General features: G+C 61.6%; 20 protein-coding genes and 1 tRNA gene. 8 read left to right on the forward strand and 13 right to left on the reverse strand.

The features are described 5' to 3' along the window. Positions 1 to 18: 18 nt before the first annotated feature. The gene (locus tag QCL51_RS00830) at positions 19 to 1,749 is read right to left on the reverse strand and encodes a dipeptidase (RefSeq protein WP_338444532.1); all 1,731 of its coding nucleotides are present in this window, start codon (positions 1,747 to 1,749) and stop codon (positions 19 to 21) included. Between the two features lie 162 nt (positions 1,750 to 1,911). Continuing rightward, a tRNA-Arg gene (locus QCL51_RS00835) sits at positions 1,912 to 1,988 on the reverse strand. 24 nt (positions 1,989 to 2,012) lie between these two features. On the opposite strand from QCL51_RS00835, the gene QCL51_RS00840 reads away from it, so the two are divergent. The 4 genes from QCL51_RS00840 (at position 2,013) to QCL51_RS00855 (ending at position 6,756) form a co-directional block, all read left to right on the forward strand. Continuing rightward, the gene (locus QCL51_RS00840; protein WP_258036306.1) at positions 2,013 to 2,288 is read left to right on the forward strand and encodes an aryl-sulfate sulfotransferase; all 276 of its coding nucleotides are present in this window, start codon (positions 2,013 to 2,015) and stop codon (positions 2,286 to 2,288) included. A gap of 167 nt (positions 2,289 to 2,455) precedes the next feature. Next, the gene (gene gabD, locus QCL51_RS00845) at positions 2,456 to 3,898 is read left to right on the forward strand and encodes an NADP-dependent succinate-semialdehyde dehydrogenase (protein ID WP_103443294.1); all 1,443 of its coding nucleotides are present in this window, start codon (positions 2,456 to 2,458) and stop codon (positions 3,896 to 3,898) included. Between the two features lie 182 nt (positions 3,899 to 4,080). Next, positions 4,081 to 5,358, forward strand: coding sequence for a 4-aminobutyrate--2-oxoglutarate transaminase (gene gabT / locus QCL51_RS00850; RefSeq protein ID WP_003255866.1), 1,278 nt, complete (start codon positions 4,081 to 4,083; stop codon positions 5,356 to 5,358). 138 nt (positions 5,359 to 5,496) lie between these two features. Further along, on the forward strand, positions 5,497 to 6,756 hold the full coding sequence (locus QCL51_RS00855; RefSeq protein WP_338444536.1) for a response regulator: 1,260 nt from the start codon (positions 5,497 to 5,499) through the stop codon (positions 6,754 to 6,756). A 102-nt stretch (positions 6,757 to 6,858) separates the two neighbouring features. Here QCL51_RS00855 and QCL51_RS00860 read toward each other — a convergent pair whose 3' ends face one another. Both QCL51_RS00860 and desA read right to left on the reverse strand, forming a co-directional pair. After that, on the reverse strand, positions 6,859 to 7,887 hold the full coding sequence (locus QCL51_RS00860) for a sensor domain-containing diguanylate cyclase (protein WP_103443295.1): 1,029 nt from the start codon (positions 7,885 to 7,887) through the stop codon (positions 6,859 to 6,861). Positions 7,888 to 7,986: 99 nt separating this feature from the next. Continuing rightward, positions 7,987 to 9,171, reverse strand: a complete 1,185-nt coding sequence (desA, locus tag QCL51_RS00865) for a delta-9 fatty acid desaturase DesA (RefSeq protein ID WP_010951599.1) — start codon at positions 9,169 to 9,171, stop codon at positions 7,987 to 7,989. A 146-nt stretch (positions 9,172 to 9,317) separates the two neighbouring features. Between desA and dibA the strand changes: the two genes are divergently transcribed. Next, positions 9,318 to 11,213, forward strand: coding sequence for a phosphodiesterase DibA (gene dibA, locus QCL51_RS00870; RefSeq protein WP_021782576.1), 1,896 nt, complete (start codon positions 9,318 to 9,320; stop codon positions 11,211 to 11,213). A gap of 284 nt (positions 11,214 to 11,497) precedes the next feature. Here the strand turns inward: dibA and QCL51_RS00875 are convergent, their stop codons facing one another. The 9 genes from QCL51_RS00875 to tcyJ form a co-directional block, all read right to left on the reverse strand. Then, on the reverse strand, positions 11,498 to 12,148 hold the full coding sequence (locus tag QCL51_RS00875; protein ID WP_021782577.1) for a methionine ABC transporter permease: 651 nt from the start codon (positions 12,146 to 12,148) through the stop codon (positions 11,498 to 11,500). Then, positions 12,138 to 13,247 (reverse strand): ATP-binding cassette domain-containing protein, encoded by a 1,110-nt coding sequence (locus QCL51_RS00880; protein ID WP_021782578.1) that lies wholly within the window; start codon positions 13,245 to 13,247, stop codon positions 12,138 to 12,140. Before QCL51_RS00880 ends, QCL51_RS00875 begins: the two co-directional genes overlap by 11 nt. A 1-nt stretch (position 13,248) precedes the next feature. Then, positions 13,249 to 14,049 (reverse strand): MetQ/NlpA family ABC transporter substrate-binding protein, encoded by an 801-nt coding sequence (locus tag QCL51_RS00885; protein WP_103470269.1) that lies wholly within the window; start codon positions 14,047 to 14,049, stop codon positions 13,249 to 13,251. Then, the gene (locus QCL51_RS00890) at positions 14,042 to 15,427 is read right to left on the reverse strand and encodes an LLM class flavin-dependent oxidoreductase (RefSeq protein ID WP_028697330.1); all 1,386 of its coding nucleotides are present in this window, start codon (positions 15,425 to 15,427) and stop codon (positions 14,042 to 14,044) included. The genes QCL51_RS00885 and QCL51_RS00890 overlap by 8 nt, the downstream gene beginning before the upstream one ends. Continuing rightward, positions 15,427 to 16,608, reverse strand: coding sequence for an SfnB family sulfur acquisition oxidoreductase (locus QCL51_RS00895; RefSeq protein WP_021782581.1), 1,182 nt, complete (start codon positions 16,606 to 16,608; stop codon positions 15,427 to 15,429). The genes QCL51_RS00890 and QCL51_RS00895 overlap by 1 nt, the downstream gene beginning before the upstream one ends. Before the next feature lie 141 nt (positions 16,609 to 16,749). Next, entirely contained in the window at positions 16,750 to 17,991 is a 1,242-nt protein-coding gene (locus QCL51_RS00900; RefSeq protein WP_274118642.1) for an SfnB family sulfur acquisition oxidoreductase, read from the reverse strand. A gap of 317 nt (positions 17,992 to 18,308) precedes the next feature. Beyond that, positions 18,309 to 19,067, reverse strand: a complete 759-nt coding sequence (gene tcyN, locus QCL51_RS00905; RefSeq protein ID WP_021782583.1) for an L-cystine ABC transporter ATP-binding protein TcyN — start codon at positions 19,065 to 19,067, stop codon at positions 18,309 to 18,311. A gap of 2 nt (positions 19,068 to 19,069) precedes the next feature. Then, on the reverse strand, positions 19,070 to 19,738 hold the full coding sequence (tcyL, locus tag QCL51_RS00910) for a cystine ABC transporter permease (RefSeq protein WP_003255849.1): 669 nt from the start codon (positions 19,736 to 19,738) through the stop codon (positions 19,070 to 19,072). Then, complete coding sequence (gene tcyJ / locus QCL51_RS00915) at positions 19,735 to 20,529, reverse strand: cystine ABC transporter substrate-binding protein (protein WP_021782584.1); 795 nt, start codon at positions 20,527 to 20,529, stop codon at positions 19,735 to 19,737. Before tcyJ ends, tcyL begins: the two co-directional genes overlap by 4 nt. A 307-nt stretch (positions 20,530 to 20,836) precedes the next feature. On the opposite strand from tcyJ, the gene epsC reads away from it, so the two are divergent. The 3 genes from epsC (at position 20,837) to QCL51_RS00930 (ending at position 25,860) form a co-directional block, all read left to right on the forward strand. Further along, positions 20,837 to 21,769, forward strand: a complete 933-nt coding sequence (gene epsC / locus QCL51_RS00920) for a serine O-acetyltransferase EpsC (protein ID WP_021782585.1) — start codon at positions 20,837 to 20,839, stop codon at positions 21,767 to 21,769. 313 nt (positions 21,770 to 22,082) lie between these two features. Continuing rightward, positions 22,083 to 24,044, forward strand: coding sequence for a choline transporter BetT (gene betT, locus QCL51_RS00925; protein ID WP_172402802.1), 1,962 nt, complete (start codon positions 22,083 to 22,085; stop codon positions 24,042 to 24,044). 484 nt (positions 24,045 to 24,528) lie between these two features. After that, a complete protein-coding gene (locus tag QCL51_RS00930) occupies positions 24,529 to 25,860 on the forward strand; it encodes an OprD family porin (RefSeq protein WP_021782587.1) in 1,332 nt (443 codons plus the stop codon). The last annotated feature ends 109 nt before the right edge of the window (positions 25,861 to 25,969 follow it).

A 25,969-nucleotide genomic window follows, 5' to 3' on the forward strand; every position in this document is an offset into this window, starting at 1 on the left:
AAGAGGCCGTAATGCCCATCAAAGCTTCGGCATCTGCCCGATCCGCGCCACCATCTCGCTCACTATCTGCAGGTCCAACATGAACTGTTCCACGGTCTTGAACTCGTTGTCGTTGTGCCCGGTGTACTTCACGTCTGGCATCGCCAGGCCAAATTGCACACCGTTGGGAAGATCGTGCACCGAAGTCGCGCCGGCCGAGGTACCGAACTCATGCTTCATACCCAGGTTCTCGGTGGCCACGGCGAGCAGAGCCTGGACCCATTCGCCTTCAGGGTTACGGTACATCGGTTCGTCCAGGCTGTAATCGAACGCCACCGAGGTGTTGCTTTCCCGGGTCCATTTGCCCAGTTTCTCTGCCAGTTCGTCCTTGATCGTGGCGATCGGCTTCCCCTTGGGAATGCGCAGGTTTACCGCCAGCTTCAAGCCTTTGTCATCCACTCCGACAAAGGTCAGCGAAGTGGTCAGCGGGCCCATGAACGGGTCCTTGAAGGCCACGCCGAGCTTGTTGCCCAGGTAGTCCAGGCCCCAGTTGTCGGCGGCATAGCGGGCAGCGTCGGTAAAGTGGTTGTGCTTGAGCGACACCTGCTGGCCGAGACCATTGATGAAGTCGAGCATACGCGCCACCGGGTTGATGCCGGATTCCGGCTCCGAAGAGTGTGCGGAAACACCGGTCACGGTGAGCAAGACTTGCTTGCCGTCGGCCTTGGCGTCGATGCTGAAGTCGCTTCCATGCTGCTTCACATATCTGGCGCCGGCTTGCTGCAGGTGCTTGGCCAGCTGTGCCGGGTTGTCAGAAATCAGGGTCGCAACCGAAGTTGTCGGGATCTGGTTGGTCGCCAGGCCACCGGTCAGGTTGACGATCTCGGCACCCTTGCCGCTGGCCGGGCGCTTGTTGAAGCTGGCCATGACCGTGCCGTAGCCTTTCTCGGCAATTACTACCGGGTAGCCGCCGTCGAGGGCCAGGTTGTAGTCGGGCGTAGGGTTGCGCTCGAAGTAATAGGGAATGGCATCACCGCTGGTTTCTTCGGTGGTGTCGATCAGCAGCTTGAACTGCCGGGCGAGCGGCAGGTTTTCGTCCTTGGCCACTTTCAGCGCGTACATCGCCACCACGATGCCGTTCTTGTCGTCTTCGGTGCCGCGGCCGTACATGCGGTCACCCACCAGGGTGACCTTGAACGGGTCCAGGCGCGTACCATCGGCCAGCTTCCAGTTGTCCGGGTTGACCGGCACTACGTCAGCGTGGGCATGGATGCCGATCACTTCCTTCCCGCTGCCAAGCGAGATCTCGTATACCCGGTTGTCGATGTTGCGGAAGGCCAGGCCGAAGCTATCGGCCAATGCCTTGATCCTGTCGGCGATCTTGAGGAATTCAGGGTTTTCGTACTGCGGCGTACCCTCGACATTGAAGGTGCGGATGGCTACCAGTTCACGCAGGGTTTCGGTAGCGGCCTTGCCATACTTGATGCGGGTATACAGGCCGAGCAGGCGGTTGATCTCGTCTTGTTGCCCGGCGGCCAATGGCTTGTTGGCCAGGTAGGCGTCGACGGTTGCCTCGAGGTTGTCGGCCTTGCCCAGGTCGCTGCCTTTGAGCTTGCCGAGGAATTGCTTGAAGTCGCTTGGGTCGCTGCCGTCGAAGGCTTTGACGATAGCTGCGGACTGCTGCTGGGTGAGGTTGGCCTGGGCAGACTGGGTGAACAGGCCGATGCTGGCCAGCAACAGGGTGGTGGCGGTGAGTTTTTTCAACTGCATGGTTGTGCGCATTCCTTCGCCAATCATTGTTATGGGTTACCCGTTCAGAGAACGGGAAGACGCCCACGCTAACATCAATGACCCGTGGCACGGGAGTACCAGAAAGGTGACATGGCGCACAAACGAAAAAGCCCCGGGCTCAGGCCCAGGGCTTTCTTGATATGGCGCACTCGGCGGGATTCGAACCCACGACCCCTGCCTTCGGAGGGCAGTACTCTATCCAGCTGAGCTACGAGTGCAACGCGCACGCATGATACCCATCTGTGTCGTTGACGTCCATCGCCTTGATCTGTAGCTGTTTTTACCGTGTTGGCTGTGCAGATACCTGGGGCCGGATACACGACAATACCGATCGAACTGTCGGCCGGGGTAATACCGGCCGTAACTGGATCCACGTTAATGCCGTCGATTACTCTGCCGATGACGACAGCATCATCGTTTCAGCCCGACGTCAGGGCGTGTGGAAACTGACCGTGACCAGCAGTGAAACGAATTTTGGCTTCGCCCCGAGTCCGGCCGCAGCATCGTCTACCCTTTAGCGGCCATTCTGCGGGTGATTTCAGATGGGCTGTTCAACCATTCGTTCTTTTTTTCGAACAGCCTATTGTCCAACACCCCAGCAGCCGCTTAGCATTCGTTTGAGATTTCAAACGCTCGATGCCCTGCCTTGGGCGCTTTTCAACAATCAACAATTCGGGAAGCCGACATGCAGCTCAAAGACGCTCAGTTGTTCCGCCAGCAAGCCTATATCAATGGTGAGTGGCTGGATGCGGACAACGGCCAGACCATCAAGGTGACCAACCCGGCCACCGGCGAAGTCATCGGTACCGTGCCGAAGATGGGCACCGCGGAAACCCGCCGCGCCATCGAAGCCGCTGACAAGGCCCTGCCGGCCTGGCGTGCCCTGACTGCGAAAGAGCGTTCGGCCAAGCTGCGTCGCTGGTTCGAACTGATGATCGAGAACCAGGACGACCTGGCTCGCCTGATGACCACCGAACAGGGCAAGCCGCTGGCCGAAGCCAAGGGCGAAATCGCCTACGCTGCCTCGTTCATCGAGTGGTTCGCCGAAGAAGCCAAGCGCATCTACGGTGACACCATCCCGGGCCACCAGCCAGACAAGCGCCTGATTGTCATCAAGCAGCCAATCGGCGTTACCGCGGCCATCACCCCGTGGAACTTCCCGGCCGCCATGATCACCCGTAAAGCCGGCCCGGCCCTGGCCGCTGGCTGCACCATGGTGCTCAAGCCTGCTTCGCAAACCCCATACTCCGCTCTGGCCCTGGTTGAGCTGGCCCACCGTGCCGGCATCCCGGCAGGCGTGCTGAGCGTGGTTACCGGCAGCGCCGGCGAAGTTGGCGGCGAACTGACCGGCAACTCCCTGGTACGCAAGCTGTCCTTCACCGGCTCGACCGAAATCGGTCGCCAGCTGATGGAAGAATGCGCCAAGGACATCAAGAAGGTTTCCCTGGAGCTGGGTGGCAACGCCCCGTTCATCGTGTTCGACGACGCCGACCTGGACAAGGCGGTCGAGGGCGCGATCATCTCCAAGTACCGCAACAACGGCCAGACTTGCGTTTGCGCCAACCGTATCTACGTGCAGGACGGCGTCTACGACGCGTTCGCCCAGAAGCTGGCCGCTGCAGTTGCCAAGCTGAAGATCGGTAACGGCCTGGAAGACGGCACCACCACTGGCCCGCTGATCGACGGCAAGGCTGTCGCCAAGGTCCAGGAGCACATCGAGGACGCCGTCAGCAAAGGCGCCAAAGTGCTGTCCGGTGGCAAGCTGATCGAAGGCAACTTCTTCGAACCGACCATCCTGGTAGACGTACCGAAGACCGCTGCTGTCGCCAAGGAAGAGACTTTCGGCCCACTGGCGCCGCTGTTCCGCTTCAAAGACGAAGCCGAAGTCATCGCCATGTCCAACGACACCGAGTTCGGCCTGGCCTCGTACTTCTACGCCCGTGACATGAGCCGTGTGTTCCGTGTCGCCGAAGCCCTGGAATACGGCATGGTGGGTATCAACACCGGCCTGATTTCCAACGAAGTGGCGCCGTTCGGTGGTATCAAGGCCTCGGGCCTGGGCCGCGAAGGTTCCAAGTACGGTATCGAGGACTACCTCGAAATCAAATACCTGTGCATCAGCGTCTGATCGCACGGTAAAGGCTTTACCTCTGCCAGCGGGGCGCGAGAGCGACGTCTCGCTGGCCTTTTTTACATTGCAGTACCTGGTGGCCAGGGCGCTCACGACAGTCGATCAACGAATACTGTTCGCGAGCACTCCCAGCCACCCCCGAATAAAAGCGCCATTCCTGTCGGCGCAATGAGGGCATTATGAGCAAAACCAACGAATCCTTGATGCAACGTCGTGTAGCTGCCGTCCCACGTGGCGTCGGCCAGATCCACCCGATCTTCGTCGACACCGCGAAGAACTCGACCGTGATCGACGTTGAAGGCCGCGAACTGATCGACTTCGCCGGCGGCATCGCAGTACTGAACACCGGCCACCTGCACCCGAAAGTGGTTGCAGCCGTGCAAGAGCAGCTGACCAAGGTCAGCCACACCTGCTTCCAGGTGCTGGCTTACGAACCCTACGTAGAGCTGTGCGAAAAGATCAACAAGCTGGTCCCAGGCGACTTCGACAAGAAGACCCTGCTGGTCACCACCGGCTCCGAGGCCGTTGAAAACGCCGTCAAGATCGCCCGTGCTGCCACTGGCCGCGCTGGCGTCATCGCCTTCACCGGCGGTTATCACGGCCGTACCATGATGACCCTGGGCCTGACCGGCAAGGTCGTGCCGTACTCCGCTGGCATGGGCCTGATGCCAGGCGGTATCTTCCGCGCCCTGTTCCCGAGCGAACTGCACGGTATCAGCGTTGACGACGCCATTGCCTCGGTCGAGCGCATCTTCAAGAACGACGCCGAGCCGCGCGACATCGCCGCGATCATCCTCGAGCCAGTACAAGGCGAAGGCGGTTTCCTGCCAGCGCCGAAAGAGCTGATGAAACGCCTGCGCGCCCTGTGCGACCAGCACGGCATCCTGCTGATCGCCGACGAAGTACAAACTGGCGCTGGCCGTACCGGCACCTTCTTCGCCATGGAACAGATGGGCGTTGCGCCTGATCTGACCACCTTTGCCAAGTCCATCGCTGGCGGCTTCCCGCTGGCCGGTGTGTGCGGCAAGGCCGAGTACATGGATGCCATCGCTCCAGGCGGCCTGGGCGGCACCTACGCCGGCTCGCCGATCGCTTGCGCCGCGGCCCTGGCCGTGATCGAAGTGTTCGAAGAAGAAAAACTGCTGGACCGCAGCAAGGCTGTGGGTGAGCGCCTGACCGCCGGCCTGCGCGAAATCCAGAAGAAGTACCCGATCATCGGCGACGTCCGTGGTCTGGGCTCGATGATCGCCGTCGAAGTCTTCGAGAAAGGCACTCACACCCCGAACGCTGCTGCTGTTGGCCAGGTTGTCGCCAAGGCCCGCGAAAAGGGTCTGATCCTGCTGTCTTGCGGTACCTACGGCAACGTCCTGCGTATCCTTGTTCCGCTGACCGCCGAAGACGCGCTGCTGGACAAAGGCCTGGCCATCATCGAAGAGTGCTTCGCTGAAATCGCCTGATGTGACGTGCTCCAGAAAAAACCCGCCCAGGCGGGTTTTTTTTATGCCCAGAAAAGCCATGTAGCGCTATGGTTGTCGGAGGACTCGCTTTGGAAGCTGCGACGGACTGTGTGTCAGGGTATTCAGGAGTAGTTGGCGATGAGTGCTGCAGCCCCCACCCCACCAAGCGTACTGATTGTCGAAGGCGATCCTTGGGTACGGGATTTACTCAGCGAGATGCTGCTCAGCGTACGTTGTGATGCCCGCCTGCAGGTATGCACTGACGGCTCGCAGGCACTCAGTGCCTTGTCCAACAAGCCTGACCTGATCATCGCCGCCCGTGAGCTGGCCGGTGTCGATGGCCTCGACCTGCTGCGCAAGGTGCGCGCCAAAGGGCCAGGGGTACCGTTCATTCTCATGAGTAACCGCAATGACAGCGCCAGTGTGCGTGAAGCGCTGCCCCTGCACCCCACTGCTTACCTGAGCAAGCCGTTGAATCTGGATAACCTGCGCAAACGCCTGGAAGAGTTGCTGCTGGCCGTTGGCGAGCAGATTGCCTGCCCGGTACCGGCATTGCAGGCGGGTGCCAGCCTGCCGGCCTACCTTGAACAGCGCCGCGCTAGCGCCGATGGCGGGCCGCTGCTGGCAGATGTGCAGCTGGCGATCAAACGGGCGCTCAATCCCCAAGGCCTGAACCTCAGGGCGCTCGAAGAGGAGGTGTGTAACGACCCGCAAGTCACGGCGGTACTGATTGCTGCCGCCAATAGTGCGGCATTGCACCGTGAAGCCCCGGTGCAGACGTTGCTGCAGGCCCTGAACAAGCTTGGCAGTACCCAAAGCATGAACCTGATCCTGGGCATGACCCTCAAGCGCAGCGCACGCCTCAGCGACCCCCTGTTGGCAGAGCACGCAGCCCGTTACTGGGACCTGTCACTGCACACTGCCGAATATGGCCGCACCTTGGCGCGCATGCTCGAACTGGACGAGGGGCGTTGTTATTGCGCGGGCTTGCTGCATTGCCTGGGCGACCTGGCGGTGTTGCGCTGCCTGCAGGAGTGGCGGCTGGCCGGGGGAGACCTGAACGAGCGCAATGTGCAGCAATCGCTGGAGGAGTTTGGTGCGGCATTCGGCTCGGCGCTGCGTACTCGCTGGCGTCTGCCGCTGGCACTGCGCGAGTTGATCGCTGCGATCTACCAGTTGGGTGGTGGAGTTTACTCGCTGGAGATCCTGGCCATGAACCTGGCTGGGCAGTTGTCGCGGCTGCCGGCTGAGCAGGGGCTGGAGAAGGTGGCCAGCGGCAAGACGGCGCGCCTGCTCAAGCTTGGCCTGCCGGAGCTTAGGCGGTTGCGCAAAGTGGAGAGCCCGGAAGTAAAGCCACAGGAAGAACCGCCGGTGGCTGGGGCCGAGGTTTCCAGCTGAGATTCGGGGGCCGCATTGCGACCCTTCGCGGGCTTGCCCGCTCCCACAGGTGTGGCGCCGGGCCCGCGAATACCGGCCAAAGCCGGTGCCCCTGCCGCCTGATCAGCCGCGGACTATCTGATTCTTGCCCTGCCGCTTGGCCCTGTACATTGCCGCATCTGCCCGCGCATAGAGGCTGTCCAGCGTCACATCCTCATCGGTCAGCCCGGTCAGCCCCTGACTCACAGTCACCCCGTACGTCTGCTGCCCATGGCTAAAGCTCAAGTGCTGAATCTGCCGCTGCAAGCGCTCGGCAATCTGCTCCGCGACCTGAGCGTTGCAGCCCGGAAACACCGCAGCAAATTCTTCGCCGCCAATGCGCCCGAACAGGTCGCCCCGGCGTAGCACGGCCTTGCCGCTGTCGGCGATGTGTTGCAGCACCTGGTCGCCTTCCTGGTGGCCATAGCTGTCGTTGATGCGTTTGAAGTCGTCGATATCCAGCAGCAGGAAAGCCAGCGGTGTACCGTCCTCGCGAGCACTGTCGAAGGCTTGCTGAGCACATTCGAAGAAGTGCCTGCGGTTACTGCTCTGGGTCAGCACGTCGGTGGTGGCCAGGCGCTGCAGTTCGCCTTCAAGCTGCTTCTTCTCGGTGATGTCTTCGGCGATACCGACAATGATTACCCGATCACTATCGTGCTGCTGGTTGATGTAGCACTTGTCGCTCAGCCAGCGTATTTGTCCGTCGGCATTGAGGATGCGGTACTCGCGGTCTTCCACCGCACCCTTGAGCAGGACCTGGGCCAGGCTACGTTCGGCGAATTCGAGGTCGTCGGGGTAGATGCTGTCACGCCATTCGTTGTAGTCAGCCAGCACCAGGCTGACCGGGCGGCCGAAGATGCGCTCGTAGGCTGGGCTGACGTACAGCACCTGACGGGTTCCCCAGTCGAAGGCCCAAAGCACTGCATTGACGCTGTCGAGCAACGAGCTGAACAGCTGATCGCGCTCACTCAGGCGGGCAACCTCGCCTTGGGCGTGGAGTAACGCCAGCAAGGTCTGGGCGGCTTCGGGAGGTGGGGTACCCGGAAATATCGTTGGAATGTTCTTGGCCATGTGCACGGAGCAGGTCTCAACGTGAAGGCGTGCGGCCAGCATCCGGCCCGCCACGCAGGCGATATTCCAGATTCGAGTGGAGAGGTCGGGGCTAAGTTCCGAACGGCACGCCCCGCTGAGAGGCGTGCCGATCAACGGCGGTCAGGCGCCGGTCGGGCGTAGCGAGTAAGTCTTGAGTTGTGCTGCGAAGTCGCGCAGTGCCTGGATGCCGCTGGTTTCAGCCTCGTGTACCCAGTCTTTCATGGCCGCCAGCATGTCGTGGCCGTTGGCGCTGGTGCGCGCCCAGATCTGCTGCAGGGCCAGGCGCTTTTCATAGATGGTTTTCAGTGCCTGGCTGTGCGCGAGCATGGACTCGATGCGCACGTGGTGGCGATCTTCCAGCAGGCTGGTTTCGCGCGAGAGCAGCCGTTTGGCACGGCGGAAGCGGTGACGCACCGAGGCGTCGACGCGGGCCAGTTCCTGTTTCACCAGCGGGCCGATCACCAGCTTGCGGTACTGGGCCATGATCTGGAAACGGTTGTTCAAGATGGCCATGGCGGTGTCCATGTCCAGGCTGGCCTTGCCGGCCACCCGATGGGCGATGGGCGCTACGCGCTGCACCTTGGCCAGACGCAGCAGGCAGAACAGGCGGATCCACGCCCAGCCCATGTCGAACTCCCAGCGCTTGACCGAGAGCTTGGCCGAGTTGGGGTAGGTGTGATGGTTATTGTGCAGTTCTTCACCGCCGATGACGATGCCCCATGGCACCAGGTTTGTGGCTGCGTCGCGGCATTCGAAGTTGCGATAGCCCAGGGCATGGCCCAGGCCGTTGACCACACCGGCGGCCCAGAACGGAATCCACATCATCTGCACCGCCCAGATGGTGATGCCTATGGTGCCGAACAGCAGCAGGTCGATCACCGCCATCAGTGCGATACCGCCCAGTTTGTAACGCGAGTACAGGTTGCGCTCGATCCAGTCATCCGGGCAGTTCTTGCCATAAATGCGCAGGGTTTCGGGGTTGCGCGCCTCTTCACGGTACAGCTCGGCACCTTTGCGCAGCACTGTGCCCAGGCCCTTGTATACCGGGCTGTGCGGGTCGTCGGGGGTTTCGCACTTGGCGTGGTGCTTGCGGTGGACGGCGGTCCACTCGCGGGTGTTCTGCGCCGTGGTCAGCCACAGCCAGAAGCGGAAGAAGTGCTTGAGCGCGCCGTTGAGCTCCAGGGCCCGGTGCGCGGAGTAGCGATGCAGGTAGACCGTGACGCTGACAATGGTCACGTGGGTCATCAACAGAGTGATGCCGACCAGTTGCCAGGCCGACAGGTCGAGCAGGCCGTTATACCACATAGGTGCAAATACCCTCGAAATGCAGGGGGAAGGGCTGATTATCCCTTGGCGGGGAAATAAAACCAGTCAACCGTTGAGATAGGAGGTCACGACATGTTTCAGCCTTTATAATGCCCACTCCTTTTTGATGGCCTTTCCCACCCGACATGTCTGTTTCCGTTCGCGACGCCTTGCGCATGGCTGCGCTGTATGTGGTGCTCTCGATCCTCTGGCTTGCGCTGGCGGAGATGATGCTGCACAGCATGACTGACGACCCCTTGGCACTGACCGTGGGGCGGCAGATCAATGTGGTGGTCTGGGTGCTGCTCAGTGCCGTGCTGATCTATGTGTCGCGCGTGCGCCTGCTCAACTTCATCGGCCATGGCGCACGTTTGCGTTGTGAAGACCGTGAACGGCTGCGCATGGCTGCCGCGGTGTTCGACAGTACCCTCGAAGGTGTGCTGGTGACCGACCGCCAGGGCCTTATCGTGCACGTCAATCGTGCCTTCATGCGCATCACCGGCTACCAGCAGGATGAGGTTATCGGCCAGCGCCCGAACAAGTTCAAGTCCGGCCACCATGGCCTGGCCTTCTACCAGGAGGTTTTCGCCACCCTGGCCGAGAAGGGCGAGTGGAGCGGTGAAATCTGGAACCGGCGCAAAAGCGGTGAAATCTACCCGCAGTGGCAGACCATTTGCGCCATTCGCGATGACGAAGGTGAGCTCAGTCATTACGTGGCGGTGTTCAGTGATATCAGCGCCATCAAGCATTCGGAACAGGAACTTGCCTACCTGGCCCACCACGACCCGTTGACCGGCCTGCCCAACCGCCTGCTGTTTACCGACCGGGTAGAGCAGGCATTGGCGGCGGCGCAGGCCAACAAGCGCGGTTGCGCCTTGTTGCTGCTGGACCTGGATCATTTCCAGAGCATAAACGACGGCCTGGGCCATACCATTGGCGACCAGTTGTTGAAGCTGGTGGGCGAGCGTCTGGGCGAGGTGTTGGGTAACGGTATGACCCTGGCGCGCCTGGGCGGCGACGAGTTCGGCGTGCTGGCCGAGAACTGCCAACAGGTCGGCCAGGCGGGCAAGCTGGCGCAGTGCATCATCGAGCGCATGCGTGAGCCGTTTCAGTTCGAGGGCAATCGCCTGTTCATCAGCGCCAGTGTCGGAATCAGCCTGTACCCCAGCGATGCCTTGGGTGCCGAGCAGTTACTGCGCAATGCCGACTCGGCGTTGTACAAGGCCAAAAGCAACGGGCGGGCCTGCTATGCCCTGTACACCGAAGAGCTGACCGCCCATGCACAGCATCGGGTCGAGACCGCCGCTGAATTGCGTCGGGCCCTGGAGCAGGATGAACTGAGGGTGTACTTCCAGCCGGTACACGACCTGGCATCAGGCCGACAGGTCGGGGTCGAGACGCTGGTGCGCTGGCAGCACCCCAGGCGCGGCCTGGTACCGCCGGGTGAGTTCATCCCGATTGCCGAGCGCACCGGCCTGATTGCCGAGATCGATACCTGGGTGCTGCGCCAGGCCTGCCGGCAAATGGTGCAGTGGCAGGCTGAAGGCCGGCAGCTGGCATTTGTGGGGGTGAACATCTCCAGCCGGCTGTTTGGCCAGCACGAACTTTATCAACAGGTAGCCGAAGTGCTGCACGACACCGGCCTGGCCCCGGCCTTGCTGGAGCTTGAAGTGACCGAAAGCGCGGTGATGGAAGACCCTGAGGTGGCGCTTGAGCAACTGCACCGTTTGCGCGAGCTGGGGGTGACCTTGGCCATCGACGACTTTGGCACCGGGTATTCATCACTGCTGCGGCTCAAGCGTTTGCCGGTGCAGAAGTTGAAAATCGACCAAGGGTTTGTAGCTGGGTTGCCAGTGGATGAGGATGACATCGCAATTGTGCGGGTGATCATTGCCTTGGCCCGCAGCATGGGTATGCAGGTGCATGCCGAGGGCATCGAGCAGGCGGAACAGGCCACCTTCCTGTTGCAGGAGGAGTGCCAGCTGGGGCAAGGGTACTGGTTCGGGCGGCCGGTGCCGGCTGAGGATCTGCGCTGGGATTGAGGGTATGTATGGCGCGAGTCGTGCAGCGCCTTTGAGACCGAGCGCCGCCCGCGCGGCACATCGCGAGCTGCGCTCGCTCCTACGTTTGTTGCGGGCCAATCATTCCTGCGGGATTTGCGCGCGCCCCACCCCTTGGCGCATGCCGCGATATCGTGTCGTACAAACAAGGCGGTCGCGCGCGCCTGTCACAGGCATAACTGGCCCGAAACAAACGTAGGAGCGAGCGCAGCTCGCGATGTGCCGCGCGGGCGGCGCTGGATTTACGCCCCAATAAATTTCCCAGGTCATGCGCATCGCTTGTTCAAACCCTTCGCCAGGCGGTCCCCGCCCAACTGGATCAACGCCACTAACGCTACCAGCATGGCGATCACGGTCAGCATGATCTGACTGTCGAAACGCTGGTAGCCATACCGATAGGCGATATCCCCCAGCCCGCCGGCACCAATCGCCCCGGCCATCGCCGACGAGTTGATCAAGGTCACCAAGGTAATGGTGAAGCCCCCGACGATCCCCGGCAGCGCCTCGGGCAACAGTACATGCCAGACGATGTGCCAGCGCCGGCAGCCCATGGCCTGTGCGGCTTCCACCAGGCCATGGTCGACTTCACGCAGGCTCACCTCGGCAATCCGCGCAAAGAACGGTGTGGCGGCAATGGTCAGCGGCACCACTGCCGCCCACACGCCATAAGTGGTACCCACCACCAGGCGGGTGAAAGGAATCAGCGCAACCATCAGGATCAGAAACGGAATCGAGCGGAACAGGTTGACGAAGGCGCCCAGCACCCGGTTCAGCAGCGGCGCCTCGAAGATCCCACCCTTGTCGCTGGTGACCAGCAGTACCGCCATGGGTACACCCACCAGCAGGGCGATCAGTGACGAAACCCCAACCATCAGCAGCGTATCAAGCAAGCCTTCCAGCAGGCGATCAAACCACATGGCCCAATACCTCCACGTTTTCGGCCCAACGGCGGGCACGTTCCAGCAATTGATGGGTGTCGTGCGGCGAGTGTTGCACCGAGAGGATGAGTTGCCCCAAGGCATGTTCGCCGATGGTTTCCACGCCGCCCTGCAGCAGACGCACACGCCCGCCCAGGTCGTTGAACAGGGCAGACAGCTCTGGCTCGCCAAGCACGGTCAGTTTCAGCACCACGGCGCTGTTGCGGCCCGCCGCGCTGGCCTGGAGGCTGGCTTGCAGTGCGGCAGGTAGCTTGGCCTGCAAAGGGGCGAGCAGGGTGCGGGTGACCTCGTGACGGGGTGAACCAAACACCCGCCAGACCTCGCCCTGCTCGACCACTGCGCCGCGTTCCAGCACCACTACCCGGTGGCAGATGTCGCGAATCACTGCCATTTCGTGGGTGATCAGCACGATGGTCAGGCCCAGGCGCTGGTTGATATCGCGCAGCAGCTCCAGGATCGAGGCGGTGGTTTCCGGGTCCAGCGCCGAGGTGGCCTCGTCGCACAGCAGGATCTCGGGGGTGTGCACCAGTGCCCGGGCAATGCCCACGCGCTGTTTCTGCCCGCCGGACAGTTGCGCCGGGTACACGTGATGTTTTTCCTGCAGGCCGACCAGTTCCAGCAACTCGCGCACCTTGTGCTGGCGTTCGGCTTTTGCCACGCCGGCGACTTTCAACGGCAACTCGACGTTCTGCCACACGGTCTTGGCCGACATCAGGTTGAAGTGCTGGAAGATCATGCCGATGCGCCGGCGCAGGGCCACAAGCTGGTCCTCATCGAAAGGCGCGATATCCACCTGGTCGATCAATACGCGGCCCTGGCTGGGTTGCTCCAGGCGGTTGATGGTGCGCAGCAGTGATGACTTACCGGCGCCGCTGCGGCCGATGATGCCGAAGATCTCGCCATGGCGGATGTTCAAGTCGATGCCTTGCAAGGCCGGTTGCGCCTGGCCCGGGTAGGTCTTGCCCAGGCCGATGAAGCGCACGTGGGCTTCATTGATCTCGGGGCGCAGGGCCTGTTCCCTGGCCAATGGCGGCAGTGCTTGGGGTGTGGGCGCTCTGAGCGCGCTGGCCTGGCTCATGTCAGCCTTCCCAGGCGGCTTGGTAGAGCTTGCCGTGAGCTTTGTTCAACGCAGCGCGCACCACTGGCGAATGCTGGTAGATGTCGACGAACTTGGCCAGGCGTGGGTCGTCCTTGCTTTGCGGGCGAATGACGAACTGGATCACGTATTCCTTGTTTTCCAGCCCGTCGAACAGCAATGCCGAGGTGGCATCGAAAGTGTTGGCCAAGCGGATGTAGGCCGGGTAACCCTGCACCAGGTCGGCGTCGTCGTAGGCACGTACCAGTTGCACCGCTTCGACCTGAAGGATCTTCAGCCTTTTCGGGTTGGCGACGATGTCGTCCTCGGTGGCCTTGTAGCCAACGCCTGGCTTCAGGGTGATCAACCCGGCCTTGGCCAGCAGCAGCAGACCACGGCCGCTGTTGATCGGGTCGTTGGCGATGGCCACGCTGGCGCCTTCGGGCAGCTCAGCAAAGCTTTTGTACTTTTTCGAGTACAGGCCAACGTTGTTGATGATGCCCGGGGCGTAAGGCACGAGGTTGAAGCCTGCAGCAGCCTTGGCGTTTTCCAGGAACGGGATGTGCTGGAAGTAGTTCACGTCGATGTCGCCGCTGTTGAGGCTGACATTGGGCGCAATCCAGTCGCTGAACTCGACCAGCTTCACTTCCAGGCCTCGCTTGTGGGCTTCTTCCACCGCGGCTTCCAGCGGAATGGCAAAGGCCGAGGTGGTGCCGATCTTCAACGGCTCGGCAGCAAGGGCACCGGCGCACAGGCCGAGGGAGATGGCAATGGCCGCGACGGGCCGGAACAGTTTCTCAAGCATGGTGCAGCGCTCCAGTCGAGGCAGGGATAAAGCGGTAAGCCGAGCCAGGGTGGTCGGCGGGTAAGTGCGGGTGGTCGGTATGGAACAGTTTTTCGCGCAGGGTGCCTTCGGTGTAGGCCGTCTTGTAGCGGCCACGCTGCTGAAGTTGCGGGATGACCAGCTCGATGAAGTCCTCGAAGCTCTCCGGGGTGACGGTGCGGGTCAGGTTGAAACCGTCCAGGCCGGTTTCATCGATCCACGCGATCAACTGCTTGGCCACCTGTTCAGGCGCGCCGACCAAGGTTACGTAGCGGCCGCCCAGGGCGTGCTGCTGCAACAGGCGCCGGCGGGTCCAGGCGCTGTCTTGCAACTGGCGCGTGGCTGACTGGATGGCGTTGCCCTGGCTGAAGGCAATGGGTTGGTCCAGTTCATAGGCGGCGAAGTCGATGCCCGTGGACGCGGCGAAGTGCGCGACCCCCGCTTCGGCGCTGGCGTGGCGCAGGTACTCGGCATGTTTGGCCTGGGCCAGTTGCTCGGTGGCCGCGACGATCACCGTGATGCCCATGAACACCTTGACCGCCTGCGGGTAGCGGCCGGCGGCCTGGGCGGCCGCGCGAACCTTGTCGACCTGGGCGCGGGTGGCTGCCTTGTCCTGGCCACTGATGAACACGCATTCGGCATGGTTGCCGGCGAAGGCCAGGCCACGCGGCGAGCTGCCGGCCTGGAACAGCACCGGGGTGCGCTGCGGTGAGGGCTCGCACAGGTGGTAGCCTTCGACCTTGTAGAACTCGCCCTGGTGCTGAACCTTGCGCACCTTGTCGGGCGTGGCATAGACGCGATGCTGGCGGTCGGCGACCACTGCGTCATCGGCCCAGCTGCCTTCCAGCAGCTTGTACAACACCTGCAGGTATTCATCGGCCTGGTCGTAGCGGCGATCATGCGCCGGTTGCTGCGCCAGCCCCATGGCCCGGGCGGCGCTGTCGAGGTAGCCGGTAACGATGTTCCAGCCCACCCGGCCATTGCTCAGGTGGTCGAGTGTGGAAAGTCGTCGGGCGAACAGGTACGGCGCCTCGTAGGTGAGGTTGGCGGTAAGGCCAAAACCCAGGTGACGAGTGACCGCAGCCATGGCGGAGACCAGCAGCAGCGGGTCGTTGACCGGCAACTGGATCGACTCCTTGAGGGTGACGTCCAGTGACTGGCCATAGATGTCGTAGGTACCGACGATGTCGGCAATGAAAAGCCCGTCGAACAGACCGCGCTCCAGCAGGCGTGCCAGGTTGGTCCAGTAGTCCAGGGTCTTGTACTGGGTTGAAGTGTCCCGTGGGTGGGTCCACAGACCGTGGTTGATGTGCCCGATGCAGTTCATGTTGAAGGCATTGAGCAGAATCTGCTTGGCCATCAGATGGTCCCCCGGCGCGGCGGGTTGGCATCGTTGAGGTAGTAGTTGCCGATGGCGTGGTACTTCCAGCGCACCGGGTCGTGCAGGGTGTGCACGCGAGCGTTGCGCCAGTGGCGGTCGAGGTTGTGTTCGGCCAATGTTGCCTGGCTGCCGCCCAGTTCGAACAGGGTGGTACCGGCTGCGAGGGAAATTTCGGTGCTGATGGCACGTGCTTCGGCCACGGCAATGGAGGCGGCGGCCACGTTGTCGGCAGTGCTGTCGTCGCGGGCGCGGTCGAGGTATTCGCCGGCGCGCTCCAGCAGGGCTTCGGCCGCATGCAAGCGGATCGCCAGATGGCCGAAGCTTTTCAGCGTCAGCGGGTCATCCGTGGCGTTGTCCAGGCCGGAGTCGACCCACGGACGGCTGCGGGTGCGCACGAAGTGCAGGGCATCTTCATAGGCGGCGCGGGCAATGCCAGTATCGATGGCGGCATGGAGGATCTGCGCCAGCGGGCCGACCGGGGTGGGGCGCTCGAAGGCGCTCTGGAACGGCACCACGTCGGCTGCGCTGACGTACACGTTGTCGAACACCACCGAACCGCTGCCGGTGGTGCGCTGGCCGAAGCCGCTCCAGTCGTCGATCACCTGCAGGCCCTGGCTGTCGGCCGGGACGAAGGCCAACTGTTGTATGCCTTGTTCATCCACGACCGAGGTTGGAATGCGCTGGGCATAGATGGCGCCTGTGGAATAGAACTTGCGCCCGTTGATGCGGAAACCGTCGCCGTCACGGCTCAGGCGGGTGGTGCGCTCGTGGGCGGTCTTGGTGCCCAGCTCGGCCAGGGCATTGCCGAAACGGCGGCCGGCCAGTACCTCGGCGTACAGGCGCTGCTTCTGTTCGGGGCTGCCGTTTATCCGCAGCACTTCCAGACCGTAGAAATGATTCTGCGGAATCTGTCCGAGCGAACCGTCGGCCTGCGCGATACGGGCGATGACCTTGACCAGGGTGACGTTGGACACGCCGGCACCGCCGAAGGCTTTGGGCACGCTGATGGCCCACAGGCCGGAGCGGGTGAACAGCTCGAGTTCGGCGAGCGGCAAGCGGCGCTCGCGGTCGCGCAAGGCGCTGTCGCGGCGCAGTTGCTGGGCGATGTCTTCGGCGACGGCCAGAGCTTGGGCGTCGCTAGTGATGATAGCGATTGTCATGGAGTTCTCCGGGGGCCACTTTGCGGCCCTTCGCGGGCTTGCCCGCTCCCACAGGTGTAGTGATGCCAGTTCAGGCGGTGGCAATCCTGTGGGAGCGGGCAAGCCCGCGAAGGGCTGCGCAGCAGCCCCAAAGGCAGCAAATCAGATCCAGGAATGCCGTGCAGGCAGGGTGCCGTTAAGGTGGTAAGCGCCGACCGCGTGGTACTTCCAGCGCACCGGGTCGTGCAGGGTGTGCACCCGGGCATTTCGCCAGTGGCGGTCGAGGTTGAACTCGGCAAGGGTGGCGCGGCTGCCGGCCAGCTCGAACAGCTTCTCGCTGGCCTGCAGGGCAATTTCGGTGGTCAGCACCTTGGCCTCGGCCACTGCAATCGAGGCCCGTGCCGCGCTGGCTGCGTCGATAGGCGCAGCATTGACTTCGTCGAGTACCCGAGCAGCTTTGCGCAGCAGCGCTTCGGCGGCGTGCAGCTCGAGTTTCAGGCGGCCGATGTCGGCAATTACATAAGGGTCGTCACTGGCACGGTCGACGTTGGCTTCAATCCACGGGCGGGACTTTTCGCGCACGAACGTGATCGCATCATCGATAGCCGCTTCGGCGATGCCGGCGTCGATCGCCGCCTGGATCAGCTGCGAAGCGGCGCCCTGAATGTTGGGGATATCGCGCTGGCGCCAGTTGTCGATCACCAGTTCCGCGTCAACCGGCACTTGGTCCAGCAGCACGGTACCACTGGCGGTGGTGCGCTGGCCGAACCCGGACCAGTCATCGACAATACGCAACCCCGGGCTTCCCCGGCGCACGAATGCCAGGCGCTGGCGGCCTTCGTCGTCGAGGGCCTTTACCGTCACCCAATGGGCGAACAAGGCACCGGTGGAGTAGAACTTCTCGCCGCTTAAGCTATAGCTGTCGCCGGCGGGCGTGATTCGGGCCTTGAGGGTAAGGGTGTCTTTGGTGCTGCGCTCAGGCCCGGCGTTGCCGATGCGCCAGCCGTCGAGCACGCTGCGGAAGATCAGCGCTTGTTGCGCCTCGCTGGCCGTCAGGCGCAGCAGTTGCAGCATGCCGAACTGGTTCTGCGGGATCTGCCCCAGGGCGGGGTCGGCGGCGCTGATCAGGCGGAACACCTCGGCGACGGTTTCGAACGACACGTCGGGGCCACCGTAGGCCTTGGGTACGCTGATGCTGCCCAGACCGCTGCGGGTAAACAGTTCGATTTCGGCCCAGGGCAGTTTGCGTTGCTGGTCGCGACGGGCCGCTTGCTCACGGGCGACCTCGGCCAGTTCGCGGGCCGCTTGCAGGGCTTCGGCGTCGTTGCGCAGTACCTTGGCCGGCAGCAGCGGGGGCGAGCTGTCCAGATCGCTATGGGATTGGGTGTTGGCTTGGCTGGGCATCAGTGCCGCTCCTTGGCTGCACTCAATGCCCTGGCGTTACGCACTGGGGTGATTGTGATCCTGACCATTCCTGACCTCACAAAATAGTTATGTCGCTACAGCTGATCGCGACAGACGTGTGCTGGTCCGGTGGTCCGGTTTATATACCCTAATGATTTATAAAAATTTTATGAACTAACTTTTTGGAATATTTATAGAAGGGGGGATTTATTACGGGCGTGCCGGCCTCTTCGCGGGTAAACCCGCTCCTACAGATGCCTCAAGATCTGTGCATTCACTGTAGGAGCGGGTTTACCCGCGAAAGGGCCGGAACAGGTTTACTCGGAGGCCGCAGTCCCGAGGAACTTGCGCAGGAACTGCCGCGTGCGCTCTTCCTTCGGCGCTGCAAACAGCGCCTTGGCCTCGCCCTGCTCCACGATCACGCCCTTGTCGAAGAAGATCACCCGGTTCGCCACATCCCGGGCAAAGCTCATCTCGTGGGTGACGATGATCATGGTGCGCTTTTCTTCGGCCAGGCCGCGGATGGTCGCCAATACTTCACCGACCAGCTCCGGGTCCAGCGCGGAGGTCGGCTCGTCGAACAGGATTACCTCCGGTTCCATGGCCAGGGCGCGGGCGATGGCCACCCGTTGCTGCTGGCCGCCGGATAGGCGCCGTGGGTAGGCGTCTTCCTTGCCCGCCAGGCCGACTTTGGCCAGCAGGCGCCGGCCAAGCTCGATGGCCTGCTCGCGAGGCGTTTTCTTGACGACCACCGGCCCCTCGATCACGTTCTCCAGGGCGGTGCGGTGGGGGAACAGGTTGAAGTTCTGGAACACGAACCCGGCCTGCTGGCGCAAACGGCGAATCGCACTCTGCTGCCCGCCCAAAGGGCGGTTGGCATCGATGCTGATGGCGCCGATCTGGATCTGCCCGGCATCGGGGGTTTCCAGCAGGTTCAGGCAGCGCAGGAACGTGGTTTTGCCCGAACCACTGGGGCCGATGATGGCCACTACTTCACCGGGCTGCACGGTCAGGTCGATACCGTTGAGCACGGTCTGGCCCTTGAACCGCTTGGTCAGGCCTTTGACTTCAATCATGCTCAATGCTCCTGGTCATGCTGGTTGACCCGCGCTTCCATGCGGTTCTGGAAGTGCGCAAGGATGCTGCACAGCACCCAGTAGATGACCGCGACCGCCACGTACATGGTGAACACTTCGAACGTGCGCGCAGTAATCAACTGGGCTTGGCGGAACAGCTCGGGCACCTGGATGGTGGCGGCCAAGGCGGTGTCCTTTACCAGCGAGATGAAGCTGTTGCCCAACGGAGGCAACGCGGTGCGCAAGGCCTGCGGCAGGATCGCCCGGCGCATGGCTTGCACGCGGGTCATGCCGATGCTGGCGGCTGCTTCCCACTGGCCGCGGTCGATCGAGGAAATGGCTGCGCGCAGGATCTCGCAGATGTAGGCCGCCATGTTCAGCGACAGGCCGATCAGCGAAGCGGGGATCGGGTCGAGCTCGATGCCGATTTGCGGCATGCCGAAATAGATGACGAACAGCTGCACCAGCAGCGGCGTGCCGCGGAAGAACGACACGTAGACCCGCGCCAGCCAGTTCAGCGGCAGGATCTTCGACAGCCGCATCAGCGCCAGGGCAAAGCCCAGCACCAGACCGAAGAACATGCCGCCGACACTGAGCAGCACTGTATAACCCGCGCCCTTCAGCAGGAAGGGCGCGGAGTCGACAACGAGTTGCAGGCTTTCAGCGATCATTTGGTGACATCGGCACCGAAGTACTTCTCGGACAGCTTGGCCAGCGTGCCATCAGCTTTGAGCTTGTCGATGGCCTTGTTGATGGCTGCCAACAGTTCCGGCTCACCCTTGCGCATGGCCACGCCGCTTTCCAGGCGCGAGAAGGCATCGCCGGCAAGTTCGGTGTCCTTGGCTTTTTGCGCGTATTCCAGCGCGGCCAGGCGGTCGATCAGAATGGCGTCGATACGGCCGTTGCGCAAGTCGGCGAACTTGCTTGGGTCGTCCTCATAGGTGCGCACATCGGCTTGCGGCACGTCCTTTTTCACCCACTGCTCGTAATTGGTGCCAAGGCCTACGCCGACCTTTTTACCGGCCAGGTCCTGTGCGCCCTTGATGTTCAGCTGCTCGGCTTTCTTCTTCAGGATCAGTGCCTGGATGCCGGAGACAGTGTAGGGCTCTGAGAAGTCGTACTTTTTCTTGCGCTCTTCGGAAATGGTCACCTGATTGACCACTACATCCAGGCGCTTGGATTCCAGCGCGGCGAGGATGCCGTCCCACTTGGTCGGCTGGATCTTGGCCTTGACCCCCAGCTCCTTGGCCAGCAGCTCGGACAGTTCCACTTCGAAGCCGGTCAGTTTGCCGTTTTCGTCCTGGAAGCTGAATGGCGGGTAGGTGCCCTCTAGGCCGACGTTGATGACGCCTTTTTCCTGGATGGTCTTCAATTGCTCGCCGGCGAACGCCTGGCTGAGCAGGCCGGCACCCAGCAGGAGGGCCAGGCTGGCGTTGAGTAGCGGTTTGGCGAATTTCGACATTTCAGAGCCCCGCGCTTGTTGTCTAGGTAGTGAGGTGGCGACTATAGGGTTGGCTGATTAGGCCGGGAAATACTAAAAAATAACTTTAATATTCCTTTTTTGATTTGCGCCAGGTGCTGGCTGCTTTGAGGGTAGGCGACGATACCCACTCCGTCATCGCGGCTTATGCCTGACTTAGTGCAGGATGGAATAAAGCGTTGTTTTTTCCAAGCCTCGGATTTGCCGTAAAGTGGATTGCAGCAGGCAGGTTCGGCCTTTTCGCGGGCCTGGCAACAAAATCAGATGGCCTATACGGCAGGAGAATCCCGTGAGCGAACAACCTTCATCCGCGCATTGGCAGTTGCAGAGCATTGTCACTGGCCTGCGCGGCGCCCGTGAGCAATGGCGCACCCGTAATGGCCGCAGCATCGGTGAGCAGGGCGGGCGCGAGCTGCCGTCGCGCGAAGCGATGCGACAGATTCTGGAACAACTTTGCGGCGCGCTGTTCCCCATGCGGCTGGGACCAGTCGACCTGCGCGAAGAAAGTGAAGACTTCTACGTCGGCCATACCCTGGATGCCGCGCTGACCGCCTTGCTGGCCCAGGCTCGTCTTGAACTTCGCTATGCGGCACGACAGAGCAAGGCTGAGCTGGCTGGCGTCGACGCCCGTGCGCTGAGCCTGATCCAGGGCTTTGCCGCTGCGCTGCCGGAACTGCGCGTACTGCTCGACACCGATGTACTGGCCGCCTACCACGGCGACCCGGCTGCGCGCAGCGTCGATGAAGTGCTGCTGTGCTACCCGGGCATCCTGGCGATCATCCACCACCGGCTGGCGCACCACCTGTACCAAGCCGGCCTGCCGTTGCTGGCGCGGATCAGTTCGGAGCTGGCGCATTCGGCCACCGGCATCGACATCCACCCGGGGGCGCAGATCGGCCCGAGCTTCTTCATTGATCACGGCACTGGTGTGGTCATTGGTGAAACCGCGATCATCGGCGAGCGCGTGCGCATCTACCAGGCGGTGACTCTGGGTGCCAAGCGTTTCCCCAGCGATGAGTCGGGGACTCTGCACAAAGGCCTGCCGCGTCACCCGATCGTCGAGGACGATGTGGTGATCTATGCAGGGGCCACGGTGCTGGGGCGTATCACCATCGGCAAGGGTTCGACCATTGGCGGTAATGTGTGGCTGACTCGCAGTGTGCCGGCTGAAAGCAACATTACTCAGGCCAACCTGCAGCTGGATTGCCAGGACAAGAACTGATCCCGCATTGAAATTGCCTGTGCCGGCCTCTTCGCGGACAAGCCCGCGCCTACACGGAACGTACCAAATGTAGATGCGGGTTTACCCCGCGAAGAGACCGGAACAGGACGACCCAATCAGCGCCCCAATTCGCATTGAAATCCGATCCATGTTTAACTTGAACGCTTGTTCAATGAAAAAACGCTGGTCCGCTGCCGGTGTTCAACAGGAGGATTCCTTTGCTGAACCCGTTCATTCCGAACCTCACGTCATTCGACGAGGTGCACGCCCGATGAGTGCACCGAACCCTTCCCTTTCCAATGGCAAGATCCGCATGAACCCCCCGGTGTTCTACTTTGCGGCAAGTTTCATCCTCATCTTTGGCCTGGTAGTCATCTCCAATCCGCAAGCCGCAGGTGACTGGTTGCTGGCGGCGCAGAACTGGGCGGCCAACACGGTCGGCTGGTATTACATGCTGGCGATGACGCTGTACCTGGTCTTCGTGGTGGTCACCGCCTTGTCTGGCTACGGCAAGATCAAACTCGGTGCCGACCACGACGAACCCGAGTTCAGCTACCTGTCGTGGGCCGGCATGCTGTTCGCCGCCGGCATCAGCATCACGCTGTTCTTCTTCTGTGTCTCCGAACCGCTCACCCACATGCTGCAACCGCCCCAAGGCGAAGCAGGCACGGTCGAGGCCGGGCGCCAGGCGATGCAGATCTTGTTCCTGCACTGGGGCCTGCATGGCTGGGGCGTGTTCGCCTTCGTCGGCATGGCATTGGCCTATTTCGCCTACCGGCACAACCTGCCACTGGCCCTGCGTTCGGCGCTGTACCCGTTGATTGGCAAGCGCATCAACGGCCCGATCGGCTATGCGGTGGACGGCTTCGGCATCATCGCCACGGTGTTCGGCCTGGGTGCCGACATGGGCTTTGGGGTGCTGCATCTGAACGCCGGTCTGGACTACCTGTTCGGCATCAGCCACAGCCAGTGGGTGCAGGTGATCCTCATCACCCTGATGATGGGCGCGGCTGTGGCCGTCGCCGTGGCCGGGGTGGAGAAGGGCGTGCGGGTGATGAGCGATATCAACCTGTTCCTGGCCTGTGCGCTGCTGCTGTTCGTGCTGTTTGCCGGGCCTACCCAGCACCTGTTCAACACGCTGATCCAGAACCTGGGCGACTACCTGGGGGCGTTGCCGCGCAAAAGCTTCGACGTGTATGCCTATGGTGAGAATCGTGGCTGGCTGGGCGGCTGGACCGTGTTCTACTGGGCCTGGTGGATTGCCTGGGCGCCGTTCGTGGGCCTGTTCATCGCCCGCATTTCCCGGGGCCGCACCATTCGCGAGTTCGTCTTTGGCGTGTTGCTGATCCCGCTGGGCTTCACCCTGGCGTGGATGTCTATCTTCGGCAACAGCGCCCTGGACCAGGTGATCAACCACGGCATGACCGCGCTGGGCCAATCGGCGTTGGATAACCCGTCGATGAGCCTGTACCTGCTGCTGGAAACCTACCCCTGGAGCAAGGCGGTAATCGCCACCACGGTGTTCATCAGCTTCGTGTTCTTCGTCACCTCGGCCGACTCGGGTACCGTGGTGCTGTCGACCTTGTCGGCCAAGGGTGGGGGAGCTGATGAGGATGGGCCGAACTGGCTGCGTATCTTCTGGGGGGCGATGACTGCGCTGATCACCAGTGCGCTGTTGTTCGCTGGCAGCATCGATTCGCTGAAGTCGGCAGTGGTACTGACTTCGCTGCCGTTCTCGCTGATTCTGCTGTGCATGATGTGGGGGCTGCACAAGGCGTTCTACCTGGAGTCGCAACGGCAGATCGCGCAGATGCACTCGCTGGCCCCGTTCGCCCAGTCACGCCGGGGGCGTGGCGGCTGGCGCCATCGCCTGAGCCAGGCGGTGCACTTCCCGTCGCGTGATGAGGTGTACCGCTTCATGGATGATGTGGTGCGCCCTGCGATTGCCGATGTGCGTGAAGTGTTCGAGCAGAAAGGCCTGGTACTGATCACCCAGGACGACCCTAGCCATGACAACGTCAGCCTGAAGATTGGCCATGGCGAGGAACAGCCGTTCATTTACCAGGTGCAGATGCGTGGCTATTTCACGCCATCGTTCGCCTTGGGGGGGCTGGGTACGCAGGAGTTGAAGAACCGTCGCTATTACCGGGCGGAGGTGCACCTGAGCGAAGGCAGCCAGAACTATGACCTGGTGGGCTATAGCAAAGAGCAGATCATCAACGACATCCTCGACCAGTACGAGCGGCACATGCAGTACCTGCATTTGGTCCGCTAGACCGACGGGGCCGCTCTGCGGCCCATTCACAGCACAAGGCTGCACATGCAGGTCCATGCTGCAGGGCTGTCGTGCGTCGCGGTCAACCCATCCCGCATTCCACGTCGCAATGCCGCTGGCCTACAGGGGATCGCCTCCGTAGGTCAGCCACTCCCGCGCTAATCAAGAACGAAACTCATTAGGCTATAAGCAAACGTTTGCTTATAGCTAAAAGATATTATTCGTTGCGATTCTATAGTGACCGGAAGTAAAAATTTCTAACATATTCCGTAAAAATCTTACAAATTCATAAAACGGTCATTTTGGTTTTATAGGATTGTCATTATCCTGTAGCGCAGGTGGCGTCTTAGACCAAAGTCGCGAAACGTTTAGAAACGATTGACTTAATGGTCACGCTTTGGGACTAAATCGCCCATCCCGGTGAGCGGGGCATCAGACCCCTCCGCCAGAGATACACAAAAATTAGAACGTAGAGGAGCAAAACATGTACAAGTCCAGCCTGGCTCTGGCCGTGGCACTGGGGGTTCTCGCCCAACAAGCAGGCGCTGCCGGTTTCGTTGAGGACAGCAAGCTGTCGCTCAGCTCGCGCACCATGTACTTCAACAATGACAACCGTGACGGCGGGGCTGACAACCGCGAATCGGGTCAGGGCTTCAAGCTCGACTACCTGTCCGGTTTCACTGAAGGCACCGTTGGTTTCGGTGTAGACGTCCAGGCCCTGTGGGGTATTCATCTGGATGGCGGCCGCGGCAAACACCCTGACAACAGCTCCTTCTTCCCAAGTGACACCGACCGCTCGGCTGTAAGCCAGTGGGCCCGCGTGGGTGGTAACGCCAAGGCGCGTTTCTCGAAGACCGAAGTTCACTATGGTAGCGCTCTGGCGCCGAACCTGCCGATTCTGGTCTCCAACGATGGCCGCCTCCTGCCGCAGACCTTCGAGGGTGGCACTATCCAGTCGAAGGAAATCGACAACCTGACCATCAACGCCGGTCAACTGACCCATGCCATGGGCCGTGCTTCGAGCAACCGTACCGGCCTTTCGGTCAACGGCGCCACTGCCGATAGCAACAAGTTCATCTACGGCGGTCTGGACTACAAGCTCACCCCTGACTTGACGCTGCAGTACTACTACTCGAACCTGAAGGACTTCTACAAACAGCACTTCCTGGGTGCGACCCACGTTTTCAAGATTGCTGATGATCAGTCCTTCAAAACCGACCTGCGCTACTTCGATAGCAGCAGCGATGGCAAGAACGGCGGACCAGGAGCGTATAACTTCAATAACAACGGCGGTTACGAGAAAAATGACGGCAAGGTCGATAACAAGACCTGGTCCGCAATGTTCACGTACACCTTGGGTGGTCATTCGCTGATGTTGGGCCATCAACAAGTCAGCGACGACGGTGGCTTTGTCTGGCTGAACCAGGGCTCGGTCCGCGATGGCAACAACCGTCCGGAAGGCGCCGGCGGCTCCAGCTTCTACCTGTTCACCGACAGCATGATCAACCAGTTCGCCAAGGCTGGTGAAAACACCACCTTCGGTCAGTACGCCTACGACTTCGCTCGCCTGGGCGTGCCGGGCCTGAAAGCGTCGGTTTCCTACCTGAAAGGTGAAGATGGCAAAAACGCCGTTGGCGGCGGCCACTTCAGCGAGTGGGAACGTGACGCCCGTGTCGACTACGTTATCCAGGACGGCACCTTCAAGGGCCTGGGCGCCAGCCTGCGTCACGGCGTCTACCGTGGAACCGGCACCAGCTCGCTGGCTGACCAGGACCAGACCCGCCTGATCTTCAACTACACTTACAACTTCCTGTAAGCCGTAGCTGAACAAGAAGCCTCGCCTGATGCGAGGCTTTTTCATGTCTGCAGATTTTTATGAATTTTGGTTATAAATAAATTGTTATTTATTCCTTTTGTTCTTGGTC

The organism is Pseudomonas sp. LTR0, assembly GCF_036630035.1.
GTDB classification, from domain to species: Bacteria; Pseudomonadota; Gammaproteobacteria; order Pseudomonadales; family Pseudomonadaceae; genus Aquipseudomonas; species Aquipseudomonas putida_Y.